Annotated in this window: 21 protein-coding genes; 1 reads left to right on the forward strand and 20 read right to left on the reverse strand. The window is 34.5% G+C overall.

Features of this window, described 5'->3' with window-relative positions; genetic code table 11:
• Positions 1-8: 8 nt before the first annotated feature.
• From ACFSTG_RS08525 to ACFSTG_RS08600, 16 genes are all read right to left on the reverse strand, one after another.
• Positions 9-959 (reverse strand): glycosyltransferase family 2 protein, encoded by a 951-nt coding sequence (locus ACFSTG_RS08525; protein WP_380751094.1) that lies wholly within the window; start codon positions 957-959, stop codon positions 9-11.
• Between the two features lies 1 nt (position 960).
• Entirely contained in the window at positions 961-1818 is an 858-nt protein-coding gene (locus ACFSTG_RS08530; RefSeq protein ID WP_380751096.1) for a glycosyltransferase family 2 protein, read from the reverse strand.
• Positions 1805-2755: a glycosyltransferase family 2 protein gene (locus ACFSTG_RS08535; RefSeq protein WP_380751099.1), complete on the reverse strand. Its 951-nt coding sequence runs from the start codon at positions 2753-2755 to the stop codon at positions 1805-1807. The genes ACFSTG_RS08530 and ACFSTG_RS08535 overlap by 14 nt, the downstream gene beginning before the upstream one ends.
• A 111-nt stretch (positions 2756-2866) precedes the next feature.
• The gene (locus tag ACFSTG_RS08540; protein WP_380751102.1) at positions 2867-3772 is read right to left on the reverse strand and encodes a glycosyltransferase family 2 protein; all 906 of its coding nucleotides are present in this window, start codon (positions 3770-3772) and stop codon (positions 2867-2869) included.
• A gap of 17 nt (positions 3773-3789) precedes the next feature.
• Entirely contained in the window at positions 3790-4626 is an 837-nt protein-coding gene (locus ACFSTG_RS08545) for a glycosyltransferase family 2 protein (protein ID WP_380751105.1), read from the reverse strand.
• Between the two features lies 1 nt (position 4627).
• Complete coding sequence (locus ACFSTG_RS08550; RefSeq protein ID WP_380751108.1) at positions 4628-5581, reverse strand: glycosyltransferase family 2 protein; 954 nt, start codon at positions 5579-5581, stop codon at positions 4628-4630.
• A gap of 60 nt (positions 5582-5641) precedes the next feature.
• Complete coding sequence (locus ACFSTG_RS08555) at positions 5642-6574, reverse strand: glycosyltransferase family 2 protein (protein ID WP_380751111.1); 933 nt, start codon at positions 6572-6574, stop codon at positions 5642-5644.
• 20 nt (positions 6575-6594) lie between these two features.
• On the reverse strand, positions 6595-7716 hold the full coding sequence (locus tag ACFSTG_RS08560; RefSeq protein WP_380751114.1) for a glycosyltransferase: 1122 nt from the start codon (positions 7714-7716) through the stop codon (positions 6595-6597).
• Positions 7713-8708: a glycosyltransferase gene (locus ACFSTG_RS08565; protein WP_380751117.1), complete on the reverse strand. Its 996-nt coding sequence runs from the start codon at positions 8706-8708 to the stop codon at positions 7713-7715. Before ACFSTG_RS08565 ends, ACFSTG_RS08560 begins: the two co-directional genes overlap by 4 nt.
• Before the next feature lies 1 nt (position 8709).
• A complete protein-coding gene (locus tag ACFSTG_RS08570) occupies positions 8710-9372 on the reverse strand; it encodes a sulfotransferase family 2 domain-containing protein (RefSeq protein WP_380751120.1) in 663 nt (220 codons plus the stop codon).
• A gap of 3 nt (positions 9373-9375) precedes the next feature.
• Positions 9376-10089 carry a class I SAM-dependent methyltransferase gene (locus ACFSTG_RS08575; RefSeq protein WP_380751123.1) on the reverse strand — a complete coding sequence of 238 codons (714 nt, stop codon included), beginning with the start codon at positions 10087-10089 and terminating at the stop codon, positions 9376-9378.
• Between the two features lie 4 nt (positions 10090-10093).
• Complete coding sequence (locus tag ACFSTG_RS08580; protein WP_380751126.1) at positions 10094-11293, reverse strand: ABC transporter ATP-binding protein; 1200 nt, start codon at positions 11291-11293, stop codon at positions 10094-10096.
• A gap of 1 nt (position 11294) precedes the next feature.
• A complete protein-coding gene (locus ACFSTG_RS08585) occupies positions 11295-12140 on the reverse strand; it encodes an ABC transporter permease (protein WP_380751129.1) in 846 nt (281 codons plus the stop codon).
• Between the two features lie 16 nt (positions 12141-12156).
• A complete protein-coding gene (locus tag ACFSTG_RS08590; protein WP_380751132.1) occupies positions 12157-13077 on the reverse strand; it encodes a glycosyltransferase family 2 protein in 921 nt (306 codons plus the stop codon).
• A complete protein-coding gene (locus ACFSTG_RS08595; protein ID WP_380751135.1) occupies positions 13067-13741 on the reverse strand; it encodes a class I SAM-dependent methyltransferase in 675 nt (224 codons plus the stop codon). Before ACFSTG_RS08595 ends, ACFSTG_RS08590 begins: the two co-directional genes overlap by 11 nt.
• Positions 13734-14375, reverse strand: a complete 642-nt coding sequence (locus tag ACFSTG_RS08600; protein WP_380751138.1) for a class I SAM-dependent methyltransferase — start codon at positions 14373-14375, stop codon at positions 13734-13736. Before ACFSTG_RS08600 ends, ACFSTG_RS08595 begins: the two co-directional genes overlap by 8 nt.
• A 38-nt stretch (positions 14376-14413) precedes the next feature.
• On the opposite strand from ACFSTG_RS08600, the gene ACFSTG_RS08605 reads away from it, so the two are divergent.
• Positions 14414-15331, forward strand: coding sequence for an alpha-1,2-fucosyltransferase (locus ACFSTG_RS08605; protein WP_380751141.1), 918 nt, complete (start codon positions 14414-14416; stop codon positions 15329-15331).
• Here ACFSTG_RS08605 and ACFSTG_RS08610 read toward each other — a convergent pair.
• From ACFSTG_RS08610 to ACFSTG_RS08625, 4 genes are read right to left on the reverse strand one after another with little or no spacing between them, the layout of a single operon-like run.
• The gene (locus ACFSTG_RS08610) at positions 15306-16145 is read right to left on the reverse strand and encodes a class I SAM-dependent methyltransferase (protein WP_380751144.1); all 840 of its coding nucleotides are present in this window, start codon (positions 16143-16145) and stop codon (positions 15306-15308) included. The two genes, ACFSTG_RS08605 and ACFSTG_RS08610, sit on opposite strands and share 26 nt — an antisense overlap.
• Before the next feature lie 53 nt (positions 16146-16198).
• Positions 16199-17011 (reverse strand): polysaccharide pyruvyl transferase family protein, encoded by an 813-nt coding sequence (locus tag ACFSTG_RS08615; protein ID WP_380751147.1) that lies wholly within the window; start codon positions 17009-17011, stop codon positions 16199-16201.
• A 5-nt stretch (positions 17012-17016) separates the two neighbouring features.
• On the reverse strand, positions 17017-18408 hold the full coding sequence (locus ACFSTG_RS08620; protein WP_380751150.1) for a hypothetical protein: 1392 nt from the start codon (positions 18406-18408) through the stop codon (positions 17017-17019).
• A complete protein-coding gene (locus tag ACFSTG_RS08625) occupies positions 18408-19130 on the reverse strand; it encodes a glycosyltransferase (protein WP_380751153.1) in 723 nt (240 codons plus the stop codon). Before ACFSTG_RS08625 ends, ACFSTG_RS08620 begins: the two co-directional genes overlap by 1 nt.
• Between the last annotated feature and the right edge of the window lie 54 nt (positions 19131-19184).

Genomic DNA, 19184 nt, shown 5'->3' on the forward strand with positions numbered 1-19184 from the left:
ATTATGTTTTAAACCCAGGTAGAAATCTTACCGAGAACCTTATAATGTAGCTTGCTTAGAAAAAGACCTCCTTTGATAAAAAACTCCAGTTTAGTCCCAAGTGTTGTGCTCTTTTTCACGTAAACCAATAACCTTTCGACTACTTCGGGATTGTACTGATAGGTCAAAAAAGATCTGGTAAAGAAAATAATACTTTTTTTAGTGTGCAGGTTGTTATCTGTCAGGTAATTGACGAGGATCAACCGGCTTACCGAGGTCGACTTCCTTCTCTCATAATCTGCATCCTCTCCCATGGTTAAAGTACCTGGATGCTTTCGATAACCAAAAAGAAAATGATCTACCACCTCATAGTTATTAGGGTATTCATATCCAATTCTTATAAACAACTCCCATTCCTCTGCATATCTGAGTCTTTCATCAAAACGGAATTTGTCAATAAGGTCCATATTCCAGAGACCACTCAGACTATTCATCTTAAATCTCCCGGTTAATACTGCATCTCCAATATGTTCATGTCTCAAATTCAATTCGGGGCTGGCAATGATCGTTTCGTCCCCATTCATTTGGATTATTTTTTCATATTTGCACACTGTAAAGTTCAGAGTCCTATTTCTTATAAATGGTTTAACCTGCAACTCCAGTTTTTTAGGATACATGATATCATCATCATCAAAAAACTGGATGAGTTCAGCACCTCCTGCCCGTGCCAGGTCCATTCCAAAGTTACGTGTACCCGACAATCCTTTTTTATAAGTAGCGGGTTTGGTGTGAAAGCTGAATCTGTCATCGCCCTTGATAAAATCTTTCACTACTTCCGCAGTCCTGTCAGAAGAATTATCGTCAGTTATGTAACAAACCCAATTAGAATAGGTTTGATTTTTAATGGATTTCAAAGTCTCCACGATAAATGAGGCTCTGTTATGCGAAGCTAGTAATATCGTAACCTGTAGATCCTTCATACTATTTTCTAATAATTGATCTAAAGGTTTGAAATGGTTTTAGAAGAGCCTTACCCAGACGGTATGTTATTTCATTCTCTATTTTCTTCTTGTCGCCTGATTCCTTTTCAATTCTTTCGAACAGGTTTCCTACTAATTCTTCGAAATTTTTTTGATATAAATCCTTATGCTTTAAAATAATATATTTGAATTTTTCCTGCCTTAGATGACGTATTCGTTGGGTAGTTGAGTTTTCTCTTATCTGATAATGAAAAAGGAGTTCGGGGATAACATAGGCATGACCGCCATTTTTAAGAAGCTGAATATAAAACTCCCAATCTTCAAAGCCTAAAATTGGCAAATTTTCCTCGTACCCACCCGTAGTCTCCCAATCCTTCTTCCTGAACATAGAACTACCTACCGCGGCATTGGCAAAAAGAAAATTTTTAATATCCCCACCTGCAGGCTCAAAGATACCAATATCCTGCCCATGATAAGTTCTATTTACTTTACAGGTCACAATCTTCACATCTTGATCTCTCTCAAAAACCATTACTGCTTTCTCGCAAAAGCTGTTTTCAAAATAATCATCTGAGTCAAGATTTAAAATGTAACTTCCGGAGGATCTTTTGATACCATTATTCCTCGCAACACTTTGGCCTTTGTTCTCCTGATCGATTAATATATCTATCTTATCCCTTACCGATGAAATGGCCTTTAAAGTATCTTTGTCGTCAGATCCATCATTTACCACTATAATCTCCTTGTTGACATAAGTCTGATTTACAGCAGACTTTACAGCATTAGCCACATTAGGATCATTATGACAAGGAATAACAACCGAAATTAGGGATAAAGGCTTTTTCTTATTTCCTTGCATAAAGCATAATTTTATAACCTTTATTGAAATATTTTGCTCCTAATAACGCTACTAAAAAAGCCATCCCCTTTGCAATAGAGTAATATCTACATATTAATTTAAATGCCGGTATAAAAAAAGGAATACTGGCTTTTCTAATTCCTAATTGAAAAGAATATCTCATATAGCCTGCTAAGAACCAGCGTATAAGTTTTTTATCATCATAAATAACTAAATCACGGGCAGTTTGAAACTTGAGGGCAGTAATGATTTTTTCAAAGTAAATTTCATTTTTTGTACTTTCTGAAGTAATAGAGTCAATATGGATTCTTCTGTGAGTTACAATTTCGTTAATAAAACAGCCCGAAAAATGTTGATGCAAAAGTTTGATAAAGAAATTATATTCATCTCCATAAAAAATTTCTTCATTGAAAGTAATATTTTCAACAATTTCCCTTGTTCCTAAGAAATCATCTGTTATCCAACCGATTTTATTAAGTGCTAAATTTTCTGCCGTTATTTCTGCTTTCTTTCTATCAAATACAAAATGTTCTCCTAAGAATTCTTTCGTGTTACTATCAAAGTTTAAAGAACTAGTAATTACGAAGTCGAGTTTATTCCTTATTAATGTTTTCGAAGCAATCTCAAGATGATGGGAGAGCATTATATCATCACTGTCAAACCATTTAATAAGGTCTCCCTTGCTCTGGGTAAATCCATAATTTCTACAAGAATTAGCTCCTTTTAATCTATTTTTGGGTCTCCTATAAAATTGGAAACGCACATCCTCTTCTGAATACTGGGCTATGACTTTTTCGATGTCATCTTCACTTCCATCATCCACTATTATACATTCCCAATTTTTATAACTCTGTTTTTTTATACTGTCGAGCGTTTCCTTAACAACATGTGCACGATTAAATATTGGAATGATTATGGAAATTAACGGGTCGTGCATTAAATAAGATTTTCTTTTTACACCAAATACCTCAAACCAATTCTGATTTTACCTAACGGAAGAATACTTTTTAAAGATTTGACTTTTCTTTTATTCCTATTAAATTAATAACTATGTTTTAAACGTAGTGTAAAAAACACCTGAAATAAAACCTTCGAAACGGCTTTTAAAATAAGGTTTAAAATACTTCCCTCTAAACCTATTGAATACTTCTACTAATAGGCTTTTAAAGTAATAACTCCTCACCTGGGGAAAGTTAGGGTGATAATTTTTACAAAATATCAACTTATTACGCATAAAATAATAATGAAAAACAGATTCCTTTGCACTGGTAAGATTAAAAACTACTGCATTAGAATTTAATGCAAGGCGCCATTTCTTTTCTCGAGCCCTAAAACACCAATCCGTTTCTTCAAAATACAAAAAATATTTTTCCGGGAATTTCCCTATATCTCTTAGTGCTATACAATTTAATAGAATACTGCTTCCATTAATGTAATCGATTTGGTAATCAATAGTTTTTGGTATTTCTGAAATTATACGATTATAATTTTTTTGAGTTGTGCTACACTTCTTATCCATTACCAACATTTCACCATCAGAAAAAATCTTCAAGGTATTGCACCTATGAATAATCCGCGGTCCCACTGCAGCTAAGGTCTCATCTTCTGAAATTGTTTTAAGAAGTATAGGGAGAGTTTGATCATTAACCCTTATATCGGGATTTAATACCCAAACATAGTCTGCTTTCTTATTTAGAGCAATTTCAATTCCAATATTATTCCCGCCGGCGTATCCTAGATTCTTGTTGTTAATGATTAAACTTTCGGAAGGTATATTCTCTTTTAATTCGAATTGATCCGATTCAGAAGAATCATTATCAATTACCAGAATCTCTAAGAATTTATAATTCTGTTCTTCTAAATTTTTAAATAAGGTAATGCTTTCTTTTGCACTGTTGTAATTCAAAATAACTGCAAAAACTTTAAACCACTTAGGATCAACGGATGTAATCAATTTCGTTCAATTTAATGTTATAATCTTTTTTTATTAAATAGAGAGAAACCAAAAAATGTCTTACAAAAAAGATTAATTACAAACTTTTCGCTTTTCAATATGGCTGACATTTCATTCTCTTTTTTCTGTAAATCCTGATTCATCGCATGAAAAGAACCAAAATAGCGAACAAAAAAGTCGGCATGTTTTACACTAAGGTATTCAAACAGATAGGTATATTGATCTCTGCTTATCCTTCTATGCATATTATTATCGGTTATTCTATAATAAAAACCAACAAAATCGAGCTTCTTAACGTCACCTCCATTTTTTAGGATAGATATCCAAAATTCCCAATCTTCCCAACCGTACTTCATGTTCTCATCAAATCCTCCTACCCTTTCCCACTCGACTCTCCTAAAGAGGGCACTACAAAAAATCATATTCATTCTGCTCAGATTGAATAGCGAAAAAGTTTCTAATTCCCAGAGTCCACTTTCCTTTCCAAATTTTTCAGCTTCACAATACACTACTTTAATTGACGGATCATCTTGTAATACCTTAAGTGCTTTTTCAATATAGTCACCTGAAATTTTATCATCAGCATCTAAAGGCAGAAGAATACTCCCAACCGATTTATCTATTCCAAAATTACGAGCACTACTGAGCCCTCTATTTTCTTGATAAAAATACTTGAACCTGGGATCTTTTGAAATAAACAATTCAGCTACTTCTTTCGTTTTATCCTGACTTCCGTCGTCTACGATAATACACTCCCAATTTAAATAGGTTTGATGCAGAACAGATTGTAAAGCTTCACCTAAATATTGAGCTTGATTATATGACGGTACAATAATTGAAACCTTAAAATCCATTTTATTTTTCCAGTAGGTTGTTCATTTTCTTTCTTACCTTCTTACCAGAAACATCCAGGATAAGGAGGGTATAATATTGAACGTACAAAGTTAAAAACTGGTAGAAAGTTAAAATGTTATTTTTATAAAAGACCTTAAAGAGGACAAGATTATTTTGTCTACTGTTATATTGAAGTGACTCCCTCAGATAATCTTTAAGATATCCTTTTAAACACGGGAGTAGGTGCGGAAGCAAATTTTCTTTTAATTCTGAAGATATATCAGGAATAAAGAGCATTAGTGATTGAAAATATTTACGGGCAATGTCGAATCCTATTTTTGAAAATGCAGGTCTATAAACACTATCTGGATTACTTTCCCAAAACACACTGTAGTTTAATTGGGAATGGATCATTGCTCTGATATGGATTTCAGGATCGTTTAACCTGGGATAAGATTCCTTAAATCCTTTAATAGATCTTACGAAATTTCTATCCCAGAGAGTACACATTGTCTGCCAGTAAATTTTACATTTTAGAAAATCCTGCAAATATGATTTCTTATTTGGAATTTTTACTTCTTGCAATTCTTTTTCATAAGTATTTACATACATCGGGAATATCCAGAAATCCTTGTTTCGATCTGCTTCAATTCTTTTAATCCTATCTTCTATACAGGATTGGAGAAGTATGTCGTCTGAATCCAGAAAAATGCAGAATTCTCCTTGCGCCTTCTCCAAACCAATGTTTCTACATCGTGAAGCTCCTTTAGGAGCTGAATCTCTTAGAAGATATTTTATTTTAGAGTTTCTGCTGCTATAGAATGACAATAATTCTTCTGTGTAATCTTCAGATTGGTCATCTACTACCAAGCATTCCCAATTATCATAACTTTGAGAAACTATGGAATCTATAGTTTCTCCTATTTGAGAAGCTCGATTATAAGTGGGTATAATGACGGAAACAAGAGGTTGCACTATAATTTTTCAGCAAGATATCAAATGAAATTTAAAAAAGTTCTCTTTGGGTTTATCTTGTTAATTCCCTTTAAGAAAAACATATCCTTTTCCGAATAAAGAAAAAGAAATAACAGCAAAAGTATATTTCACGAACCAAATGACGAAATGAATACTAGGAAAGGCCAGTCGATAAAACAACTGATAATTTCGCCTTGTTATTCCCTTCATTTTCCACAAGTACTGATATTTCTTCAACTGATCCTTTAAATAATAATATTTAATCTCCCGGGATGCATTCTGCGCCAAAACCGTCTCTAACTGTCGGTTTACGGCTTCATAATTTGATCTTACGACTTCTATTGAAAGGTCATTGGAAATTGAGTACAGGGACTGCCGGTATTGGGTAAGGTACTTATCTATGAAATAAATTTGAGGCCTCTCAAGAAGTCTTCTAATATGAAAATCACGATCCTGTCCTCTGTGCAATTTCTCATCAAAAAGCTCTTTGTTCTCCAAAAAGGATCTTCTGTACATAGGGTCCGGAAGATACCAGCTCACTTCAAGGCAAACATAGTCTTTTAGAAGATTCTCACTTGGCCGGGTTCTTTTCTCTTCTCTAATAAATTTCCCTTCATTGCTCACCAGCTCATGTTTTGATATCACAATATCTATCCCCTTATCAAAGCTTTGCACCTTCTCCTGAAGGAAATTCTCCTTCATAAGGTCATCACTGTCAAACCAATTCACAAAACAGCCTTTACTCAAGGAATATCCGTAGTTCCTGCAGGAATTGGCCCCCTTAAGTTTTGAAGTCGGCCTGGAATGGAATTGGATACGAGGATCTACAGCTTTGTAGAATTCAATTAATTCTAATGTATAGTCATTAGAACCATCATCTACCACAATACATTCCCAATTTTTGTGTGACTGAGCTATAATACTCTCAAGGGTTTCACCGAGGAATTCATATCGATTGTAAGTGGGTACGATAATGGAAACAAGTGATGACATATATTCTGAAGATAAGCGGATTAGCTTGTTCCTTTCCTGAAAGATTCGCTAAGTGCTTTAAAAATAAGTTTATTGAGCAGAGAAATATGTCTTTCCATGGTAAAATTTTGTTGTATATATTTCTTTCCTGCCGCACCCATCTTTTTGGCATAATTCTGCTGTTCCAGAACCTGAATCATTGCTGCTGCCATAGCCTCCACATCATGTTCCTCTACAAGTAAACCTGTTTCTCCATTAATGATCACATCTTTTATACCCGCATGCTGGGTGGCAATTACCGGCAAGCCTGCTGCACTGGCTTCAAGTACAGACAATGGCGTTCCTTCAGAATCTCCATCCTCTGCTATAATGGAATGTTGAATTAAAGCAAGAGAGCCTTCCATATGATGCCGAAATTCTTCGGAGCTAATAACCCCCAGAAAAATAATATTTTTATCAAGCTTAAAATATTTTACGAGATTTCTACTGGAGTTTAATAAAGCACCTTTACCGGCCATAAATAATTTGGCTTGAGGATATTTTTTAAGAACCTTACTAAATGCCAAAATATTGTAATAAGGTGCTTTTTTATCTACAAACCTTCCAATCGAAATAAAATGGGGATTTTGAAATCCGGGTGATACTTCAAAGAACTCATCTCTTGGACCATATACATTATACACCAGTTTTTCTTCGGGACAGCCTAACTGTAATAATTTGGCATACATCTCCTTGGATACTGTAATTACATAACTGGCGTACTTGAAAACTTCCCTGTAATTATCATTATTCTTGATAACATCATATTTGCTGGCATCCACACCATGAAAATGAACTATTAAAGGCAAGGTTAACTTTTTGCATATAGGAATCATCCGGGTTCCTGTTGGCCCAAATTCGGCAAAAACAAGAGCAATTTTATTCTTTTTAAATGAGGTAATAAGCGCCTGCTCTCCTAAAGAATACTTGTTCAGATGGAAATGTCCTTTAAAAATATCGATAATCCTACTTTTCCTGGAATTTATAACCAGGCCATTTTCCAACCTACCAGGCAATTCACTGGAGTAGTAGTAAAAAACATTTCCTTTCAAAAAATCCTTGTGAGCCTGAATAAATGTCTCAGAATAAGCATTTTTGGAGGGAGAACAGAGAGCTATATTCATGATATTTTTTTATAGATTTTTTTTACCAAGCTTCTTATTCTCTTAGCAATAGTAATGGTTTGCCTCTCGGGAGTAAAATCTTCTTCGCTCCAAAGTTTTTTAAATCTTACTTTCTTTGAAAATTCTTCTATTATATCCACATCTGAATATTTTAAGAGATTATCCCTATACTGCTCTAAATGAAAACTTAATAGCTTATCATTCTTATAAAAAACACCAGTTAGCAGCGAATTTGTGAAATGAACGAAAACTATAGGAAAATGATTATTAATAGTCACTTCTCCATTGTCATTTAATGTGCGATTGCATAAAATTTTATTCCAGTTAGCGACATTACATCCTTTATGCCTTAAAATTCCAGTATTTTCAAAAAGCACTGGGAGTAAATCAAGATATCGCTGATCATCATAAAATCCTTCCGCTGTATTCACTTCACATTTAAATAGGATCATTTTAGCCCACCAGTTCAGGGCAAGTTCGGCACCCCGTGAAGCACCTATAAAACCTGCATTATAAAGACCTTCTAAAAAATTAAGTTTAAAATTATCATATTCCACCAAAGGATTAGAATTTCTCCAATGTGGGGTTAATAGTAGGGCCACGTGATTTAATTCTTCATATAAGAAATGGAAATCACTAAAAAAATAAATATCACAATCTAAATAAATAACTTTCTCAAATGATTCCAAAAGAAAGTTTATGAAAACAGGCTTCATTCCCCACCTAAAAGCATCGTGCCGTTCCTCACAGTATTTATCTTTAAGATCCTTAGCATAGGAAAAATTTTGAAGATCCTTAAAATCATATAACTGAACATATTTTCTTCTTAAAAATTCTTTTTCAAATGCTTCAGAAAGTCCTCCTTTGCTCAAAAAAACGGAAAAGTGAAAGGTTTTATTAAACCGACATAGGGAATCATGCAAGACTAATGCATAGGGCGCGTAATCAGCGGTTATGATTGTACAAAAACTTATATTTTCTTCTCTATTCAACTTAAAATTTATATCCAAATAATTTCAGATCCTTCTCATAGTATTCTTCAAGAATTTTTTTTGATGTTTCATCTATCAATTCTCGATAATCCAGCTGGTGAGAGGAAGAATTCAGAACAGGAAAACTTGAAATAGAGAAATCGAGCTTGTTTAGATCTTTTCGCAATTCTTCCAAATTTTCAAAACGATATATCTTTTTCACCAAAGATTTCCTTCCCTTTTTATCATATAGCCAAGTATACTGCGGCACCCATTGATTCCATTGGGCATCATGCTTCAATTTATCATTTTTCAAATACTCGGCACATTCTCTAATAGAGGCATTCTTTAATAATTTAAAATCAAGATGTCTAGGACGGGATAGATCCACTGGCTCTACAATATTGTCGTGGTAATAACTTTTTTCCATTCTAGCATAATTGTACAAAGAAAGAAACCTGTCAAAAGGATTTCTAACTATTCCAAACGAGAAATTATTTTTTAAGAGATGATTATTGCCTGAAGCTTTTACCTCCCATGCTTTTATGTGCATATAACTTGTAAGACCAAGTGTTTTAGCAACAGATGTACCACCATTTTTAGGAACATGAATAAAATAAACTTTCCCAATAAGGTTTCTCTGCGGGTCTTTTAAAGGTTTATATAATTTTTTAAATAAAAACATTTGCTATAATCTTTTAAAAATCTTGTCTATCCAGGTATATTTTCTTGTCCGTTCAAGATACTCCATTTGGTTTAGTAAATTATCTTTAGAATAATTATCCCCTGAGAGATTCACGAACTCAAACCCTTTGTGATTTTTTGAAATAATAAATTGATTAAATGGCAGAGCAAAAATTTTGAAATCTACTGCTTCTGCAAAATAAACAGCATAAGGAAAAACGAGGGTAGGTTCATACTTCTCTTTGTGTTGCCAAATATTCGGACAGAAATCATCCCCGGCAATAAATCCATTGTTTTTTATCTTATTCCAATATGTCAATAAATCTATACTAATTCCTTTGAGGGTATGATCTCCATCAATGTAAACCAAGTCCAACGAGTTATCAGCTATGTCTCCTGCAATCTCTTTTGTTCTCCCCCTCAAAATTAAACGTTTGTTCCTCGCAAAATCAGTTCTTGATAATGTTTCATTGTAATACTTCTCAAATTCCCGATTACTTGTATTGGCAGGTTTGTTCCAATCAGAAATATATCGCCAAGGATCAATCATAAAGTATTTTTCAAGTGACTGACAATTTCTAAGCATGGCTTCCGCGAATTCACCTCTATAAACACCGATTTCGGCAAAATATTTTATCTCAAATTTTACTATGAATTTTTCCCACAACTCGAATCTGTTTGGGCTATTTAGAACTACATTTTCTAACTCTCTAAACATGTCTTTAATCGTTCTGATGAAATTCCGTTTGTAATAAAAAAGGTGGAAATATATCCCGTGGATGGCCTACATGAAAAGAAATTGCACCACTTATTCTTAATATGGGCTCCCGGGTTTTCATAGCATGTACTGATACATCAATGGTATAATAACCTTTAGAAAGTTGTAAAGTTTTATGCTTTACTGTGAATTCCAAAGATCCTCCTTTACATTTCAGATTTTTAGTATTCTCGTGGAGGTAAGCAATTTCACGCTGCTCTTTATCATAAATAACAAGAATGAATATAAATGGTGATTCTCTTTGGAAACTGAAGTGCAACTTAATTTCTAAATCTTCCCCCCATTTAATCTCTGGCACTCCTTGAAATGAATTATTAAAATTTATAATAGTACTATTTTTCAATTCAAGGTTCCCATCTGTAAAAATTATATTTTGTTCATTATTACGAAAACTTGAATAATAATAATCTAAACCTTTGCCGATATCAAGTCCAGAGAATTTGACATTTCCTTTTTCCATTAATAAAATTTGATTACAAATTCTGGAAACTTTTGGCATACTATGGGAAACAAAAACAACCGCTGTTTTTGGTAAAATATTATCTATGGTTTTAAAACATTTTAAAATAAACCCAACATCTCCAACTGCTAAGACCTCGTCAATCAATAGTACATCAGGCTCCATCTGTGCAGCAACCGCAAAGCCTAACCTCACCTTCATCCCACTACTGTAATTTTGTACTGGCATATCAATAAATTCCCGAAGTTCTGCAAATTCTATGATTTCCTCTAGCCTGGCATCTATTTCTTTACGGGTAAAACCCAACACCGCTCCATTGTTATAGATATTTTCCCTTCCGGTTAAAATGGGATTAAAACCGGCACCAAGCTCTATCAGGGCCCCAACCCGGCCTTTAATAGTGATCTTCCCGGCATCGGGATTAATTAGGCCATTCAACATTTTTAGCAACGTAGATTTTCCGGCACCGTTGTGACCTATAAGTCCAAGACATTCGCCTCTGCGCAACTCAAAGTTAATATCCTTTACGGCCCAGAATTCTTTATCCCTTAGAATTCTCTCTGGTTGATTCCCTTTTAAATTGCTCACCAGGTCTTTAACTCCATACCACAGGCTGGTTTTAAGATCTTTACAGAACTTTTTGGAAACACCCTCTGCCTTTACCAATACCTCTTTTTCTTCCATCTTATGCACTCATTCGTTCAACAATAATAGGAATGGATACCCTGTAAAATACCAGCCCCACAAGCAATAAAGAAAAGGATACCAGGGCAGTCACGGTATAATATGGCAGGTATTCCGGCATGGTACCGGTTAATACATTACGGCTGGTTAGTATTATTGGGCTTATGGGATTTATTTCCATTAGGGCCTTCATTATCCCCGATTCTGGGATGGCATACACTACTGGAGTCGCATACATCAAGAAGGAAAGGCCAACCGAAACGATCTTTCCGATATCCTTATATAGCATACTAAGCGGTGTTAAGAATAATCCTATGGTAGTTCCAAATACCAAAGCAATAAGGATAGCTAAAGGCAAAAGAAATATGCTCCAGTGAAAGCCAATACCAAAAAGAAAAACAAAAGCCAGCAGGAGAACAATTTTGACGGATGAATTAAATAGCAATTTATAGATTCCGGAAATGATTAAAGCTTCTTTTGGGAAATTGATCTTGGTCAGTATGCTCCGAGCAGAGTTGGTGCTCGCCGTTGGAGCGTTAATAGCTTCTACAATTATAGACCAGATCAATGTTCCTGAAAACGCATAAACCGGATAAGGGATACCGGTGTCGGTTACTTGGATAGTGCCCGAAAGGTTTAGAAAGACCCACACTGCAGCTGTGGCCAGTGGAGTTATAAAAGCCCAGATAATTCCAAGATAGGACTGCCTGTATTGAGCCTTAATATCCCTTTCGGCTATCTGCCTTGCCAGAAACCTGGAGGTATAAATATCCATAAGGCTGGCCTTAAGCAACTGACTCACCTTTAGATTATTCTCCTTTTGATATATTCGGGTTTCTAAAGCCACTTTTATACTTTTTTACTTAATTGATGTAATGTTTTCCTTTTCTCATATTCAACTCTCTGCTCTTTATGATTTCAGGTATTATTCTTCTGATCATTGTTAATTCTGTGAAATAGAAATGCGCTTCTTTCCAACGCAAAAATAAAATGTTCTTTAAAATATCTTTTTTGAGTTCGGCTAGTTTTCTTTTAAGTTCATCAGAAATCGGAGTGGTTATACTGGCAAATCTAACCTTATAGTTTCGTTCCTTATAATCCAAATAAGCTTTAGTGAAGTTTTCCAGGTTGTGCTTTCTTGTCTCGCGATCGTGGACAATATAATTGTCTACACTGAGACCAATCTTAAATCCATGATATCTTACTCTGCTGCAATAGTTAATATCTTCTCCATAATGGAAAAAGATTGGGTCAAATCCACCGACAGTCTCAATACATTCCCTGGAAATCAACCATGCCGCTGCATTAATAAAAGGGAAATCATAGAGGTCTTTTTGCTCTTTTTTAAGAACCAGATCGGATAAAAAATATGGATTATATTCGAAAGATATATGTTTAGAGAACATAACATCCATTTTGTCCTTTTTGGCGTTTAGGTGAACAGGGCTTAAGACTCCATATTGAGGATTTTTCTTTTGTAGATCTACCAGATTGTCCACACAGCCTTCCAGTATCCAGGCATCTTGATTCAAGAGAAAAAGATGCTTTGCCCCACTTGAAAGTGCCCGACTCAATCCAATGTTATTAGCCCGTCCAAAACCAAGATTTTCAGATTGTTCTATTAAATTTACTTGGGGAAAATTTTTCTTTATTAAATCTTTTGTCCCATCGCTGGAGTTATTGTCCACTACAATTACCTGATATTTTGAAACGCTCTGTAAACATTCCTCCAACCATTGAGTGGCATTATAGGCAACTATTATTACGTAAACATCACTGAGCATGTTTGCAAATTATTATATACTGGAATGTTACTAAATCCTTATTAAGGATCTTGATCAAATTATATCTCCAGTTAAACTTTGACCCTAATGAATCTCTAGCCCTGAAATTTCTCCTAATGGCCAGAACATCCAAACCGCTGTCGAGAACTAAATCTATGGCATCTTTTCTCGTATACCAGCGCAAATGAGTCTTATCAAATATTCCACGATTGTTCCTTGGCCATGTCCCTTTTATAAACAATTGAATAAAGGTTTCAAGATGACCAACATTTGGCAAGGAAATAATTATTTTACCATTTTCCTTTAGTATATCTTTAAGTTCCTTTAGAACCGTTTCCGGTTCAACCAAATGCTCTAACACATCCCCAAAAATAATATAATCACATTCAGGTATTTCTTTTACAATACTAAGCCTAAATCCTTCATCATTTAAATCTCCATTAAATACCCTTTCATAAGTTTCCGCTGCCTCTTTAGACATGTCTTCAGAATATTCTATTCCATAAACTTTCTGTGCAATTTTGTTCTGTAAAAGAAATTTTCCGGCAGAACCCGTTGCACAGCCCACATCCAATACCACATTGTCAGCTCCTGATATTTCTTTAATGATATCATATCTCAAGCCAGTATAGGAAGGATTGTAAACCATTTCCACTTCACACATTATAAGGTAGATCTTTAAGCTTTTTAAAAAGCTGAGAGTCAATCTTTACATCAAGAAAACTTTCTTTTGTTTTAATAATTCCCAAGCCAAAATCTTCTTTTAATACTGTAATTTCCAATTTCTCTGGATACTTTATTTTCAGATATTGAATTGTTTTCCATACATCCCCGCACCACTGCCCTGTCCATCCTTCAATTTCCATTCTCTCAGCTTCATGAAAGGAAGGTGCTGCAGTAGCAGCAGCTTGGTGAGGAGGAACACAATCATGCATAACTATAATGCCATTTTTATCCAAATACTTTAAACTATTCAGAACATCTTTAAGACTGGCTTCAAAAGTATGTAAGCCATCTATAAAAAATAAATCCACCCCTTTTTCTTTGAACAATATTGGAGCCTTTTCTTTAAAAAATTCATCACTGGTCAACTCGAAATATCTGTTATTAAGATTATATATGTTCTTTATAACCCAAACGAGTCTTCCACGCCAATTTATCTTCATTACCGGATCAACAGCAATCTTTTTCTTGCATCTTAAGGGTAAAAAAAGTCTTCCCCGATATACTCCTACTTCTACGTAGGAGGTATAATTATTTTCCTTTATGAGCTTCTCGATTAGCTGAAACCGATTCATTCTAAAATTTAATTACTTTTGTTAAAACTACTGCCTCTATGATCACCTTTTCTAAACTGGAAAAAAAAGGAAATTTAGGTAATCAACTATTTCATATCGCCTCTACTATAGGCATTGCTAAAAAAAACGGGCAGCCCTATGCTTTCCCTTCCTGGCGGCTGGAGGAATTCTTTGATTATACATTTCCAAAAGCCCCAGAGAATAATAATTTTAAATATATAAAAGAAAAACAATTCCACTTTTATGAATGGGAGCTGCAAGATATGGATTATGACATTGAAGGATGGTTGCAGTCTGAAAAATATTTTGATATTCCGTTTACACGTAATACCGTCTTTAAGTTTAAAGAGAGCTTTATAAAGCCCCTTCTAGAAGAATACGAATACTTATTTGACAGAAAGAATATTTTAATAAGTGTTAGAAGAGGAGATTTTATTCATCATCCTTTTTATTTTCAACTATCATATAGATTTTATTTTACCGCCCTGCTAGAATATTTTCCAGATTGGGAAGAACGCAATCTTATTTTTATAAGCGATGATATAGCATATTGTAAATTCCATTTTTCCCATTTTCCCAACGCGTATTTTCTGGAAGGTTTAAGTCCAATAGAACAGCTTGCCTTAGGTTCCAGAAGTGATGACTATATAATCAGTAATTCCACATTTTCCTGGTGGGTTGCATGGCTTGGTGAAAAGGAGAACTCCAAAGTAGTAAGACCATTGAGCAAGTTTAGAGGAGAAAAAAGTACTCTTTCCAATGAAAAGGATTTCTTCCCCGATAGATGGACCATACACGATCACCGGAAAAAGACTATTCCTTCCAGATATTCCAAGCTCTATATTAAAGCTAATACCTATCTCTTGGGAAGATTCATTTACAATAAGCTAAGGGGAATGAAATATAGGATCATCAGGCTACCAAAAAAAATTAGGCTGGTCTTCTTAGTACGATAAGCTGGCTTCTTGCCATGCTAATATTTAGAACCTCCGGTAAGTGTTTTTCATTTTTTAGTGCCCACTTAGTGTATCTCCCGCTTAGCTTTCCTACTTTGAAAAGCCTCCTGAACCTTTCCAGCGAACCAATTGGAGTAATTTCAACTTCCTGAAAAAACTCCTCTCCTGCTTTTTTGAAATGTCGGCTGCTAAAACTCCTGTCGGGATGAGGATCATTAAATTTCCATTGCTCAAAAGCCTGCTTGTTAAATTTTGAAGGCCTGTCTCCTACTGGCATATACCATCTTATTTCATCCAGGATCATATTGTTTACTGCCGGTTCAAAGAAACGGGCTTCACCTGACTCTTTAAGAAGTCGGGATGTTTCGGCTAAAAATTTTCTTTCAACAGGCACCGTTAGATGATGTAGAAAAGCCTTACCTACTATAAAATCAAAGGAGTCACTTTTTAGTTTATTGTCCAGGAAATCTCCTGGAACAAATTGAATAGGATATTTAAACTTATACTTATTATTTAATTCATCAACAATCTTACCACTGGAACTGGCCAAATCATTAGCATATACTCTTGCTCCAAGAGCAGCCATAACAGCAGCATTGTTACAATCTCCGCACCCCATTTCCAACACCTTTTTATCGATGATTTTTTCTCTAAAATTATACTGGTAAAGCCCATACCAGCTAGTTTCATGTGTAGTAACAAAATTGAAGTACTCCTCCAGATGATTAAGCCACCAAAGAATATTCTTAAGAGAATAATTCTCATACACTTTTTCGTAATGCTGCTTATTTTTTTCCTGATTTGCGTCTGCCATTAATTTTAGATTCTAGGAATAGAAAAGTATCTTGATAATAAAGTTTCTGAATATTAGCGAAATGGACAAGAATTTAGTAATCCATTCTGAAGATCATTAACAATGGCTTGTTCCGGAAGAGCAGGATTTTTCCTGAGGAGAGTTTCCAACTCCTCTACAGGTAATTTTTCAGCAAGAAAGGAAGGTTCATAAACCGGAAGTTGCACTGATTCCAGATAATCCAAAAATTTCACCCCATCTCCAAAGAGTCTATTGGAAAATTTGACCCATACACAGGGAATTTCATATGCGTGAGAGACTATAATGCCATGAAGCGAAGAAGAAATCACCTGTTCACAGCTTAAAATCTTATCAGTAACTTCTTCAATTCTCATTGTCATAATATCCACTACTAAAACCTCGACTTCACCTTCATATCTTTCCTTCACAATTTGATAATCGTGGTAATGAGGTACAATACCTAATTTGTATTTCTTTTCTATAATTGGAGAGTAGAATTGTGGTAATAACAATGCGGGATCTCCAAAAATTTCAGGACACGTATATCCTCTGTTTATCAAATAATTTCTTGTTCTGGGACCGCGTACAGCTAAAAAACTGGCGGCAGGAACTGGATGGCTCATATCAATTATTCCACTTCCCCAGACTATACTTTTCTCAGTAGCATGATGTAAAATGCTTCCAATTACCAAATAGTGCTTTCTTTTCTTTCTATACCAAGGCTTTTTTTTAGGGTGCACCCATTCTACTGGCCTTCGGGAAATTTCTTTAACTAAAAACCAGGAGAGGAGATCACCATAATTTTCCCTGGCTTTATTCATTAGACGGGTTTCACTCCACCAGAATAATGGTATTTTACCTTTCAATTCTTTTAATTTTTGAACTTAACATCTGAAAATCCCTTGTCATATTTCATATTGAGATATTTGATGTAACATTTTCTTACCCATTCTTCCTTTCGAATCTCTTCATCTCCGGAATTCAGAAAGAAAGTGTTTGAAATCGACTGAAGCTCAATAACTTCTCCCTCTGCATTCTGAATTTGGTTTTCTCGTTTCTTCATTTCTTTTTTAAGATGTAAATAGTCTTTAGATAAAAACCCCTCGTGAAGAGCAATGTAATTCTTATTTTGACTTAGGGAGAAAATAAATCCTACTAAAATTAATGAATTTAAGTACTTCGGAATTCTGAGATTAATTTCTTTTTCCTTGAGAAAACAAACTAAATTAAAAATATTGACAACAAATAAAATAAAGGTGATCAATCGCAGAAGATTAAATGCCCTCCATTGGCCATAACTTTTAAAAGTTCCCATCGCATAATACATAATAAATACCATGCTCAAGACTGAGATATAAGAAAGAATACCAAGGATAATTGGATTAATAGGGTTTAGTTTCTTTTTAAAACCCTTTTTTAATTTCCACAGGAAAAAAAATGTAAAAAGGTAAAAGAGAATCTGCGTAAGACTAAACATGGAGACCCCTATAAATTTTGTCCCATAAAAGAGAGCAACTTTTGCAGACCCCCATAGATCACCACCATAAGTAAATTGGTTTTGTCTTTGTGTCATTCCCGGCGCATATATCAAAAGTAAGGTAGATACCCAACTAATAAGATTAAGCAGAAATAACCGAAAATCGAAATTTCTAGTTCTGATGTAATGAAAAATCAGGGTAGACAAAAGAAGGAGATTTGTAATTCCTATCACTAGTTCACTGTTCCCGTTAATTAGAATGGTGAGAATTCCTAATCTATAAAAGTTTAATCTGCCTTTAAACCAGAAATTCAAAAGTTCCGTAAAAAGAAAAATCAGGAAAATACCAGACACTTCATAGACTATAGCAGCCGCATACCAGTAGAAAAACTCGTCTAATGAAGGCAGCAAAGCTATCATAGCAATAAAACTTACGACCGCCAAAAGAAGCGGAGAATCTGAAGAATCACTCAATCCATATCTTTTGAAAAGGAACTGCATTAAATAGACAAAAGCGCAAAACAATGTAACCATCAATGATATCAGAACTATTCTATAGACACTAAGGGTATAGACAGGAAGTAAAGCCATCAAAGCATTAATATATCTACCATTATGCTCTGCAAACCATAATACTACTTGACCTGGATAATCGGCCAGAGAGATTCCCGCCCGGCAATAATCATCCATTAAAAGCTGGGTAAATCCCCCAAGAAAAATAAAGGGAAAAATTAGCGCCAAAAAAAGCACTACACCTATACCTGTTTTAACTGAAATATGGGGCATTACTTATAATGTTGCTTAATTAAATACAGTTGATAAAGTATTTTATGCCCACTAAGTACTTTTGAAGTTGACTTTAAGGCATTTTTGCTGATTTTTAATGGGACCTCGACGATTAAATTACGAGCATTATACCGGTGCCTTTTTAATCTTAAAAAAATTTCTATGTCGAAGAGCCATTGTGATACAAACTTTTGTCCAAAGCACAAATCCACTAAGTCTGCCTTCAGCATTTTGCAACCGCACTGAGTATCTTTTATAAATGGCCTGAAACCAATTATTCCATTGGCTATTTGAACCATAATTAAACTAATATAGGACCTAAGCCGAAAGAATTGAAACTCATTATAAAACCCTCTATTGCTAATTGCGAAGGATGCTTCTGTGTTTTCCAGGCACTCATAAAGTTTTAACACTTGATGCAAAGGAATATCCAGATCGGCATCTATAAAACCATAATACTTGTAATGCTCACAAGCTACATTTTGAATTCCATATCGAATTGCATTTCCTTTTCCCAGGTTAGAAGAAATAGGTATTAAAAAACAGTTTTTTGCTTTTGTAAGGGAAGATCTTATTATTTCGGAGGTATTGTCACTGCTTCCATCATCAACAAAGTAAAAATCGATTAGGTTATTTTGTTCTTCAATAAATTTCTGAAGGGAAGAAAGATCTATTCTTTTAGCCTCATTATAACAGGGAATAAAAAGGGCAACTCTATTCAATTTATCTATTATTAAAATACAGCTGAAAATAACAAATTTATGTTTGGGCCTTTT

Origin of the sequence: Salinimicrobium flavum (genome assembly GCF_042684505.1) — a bacterium.
Classification (GTDB): domain Bacteria; phylum Bacteroidota; class Bacteroidia; order Flavobacteriales; family Flavobacteriaceae; genus Salinimicrobium; species Salinimicrobium flavum.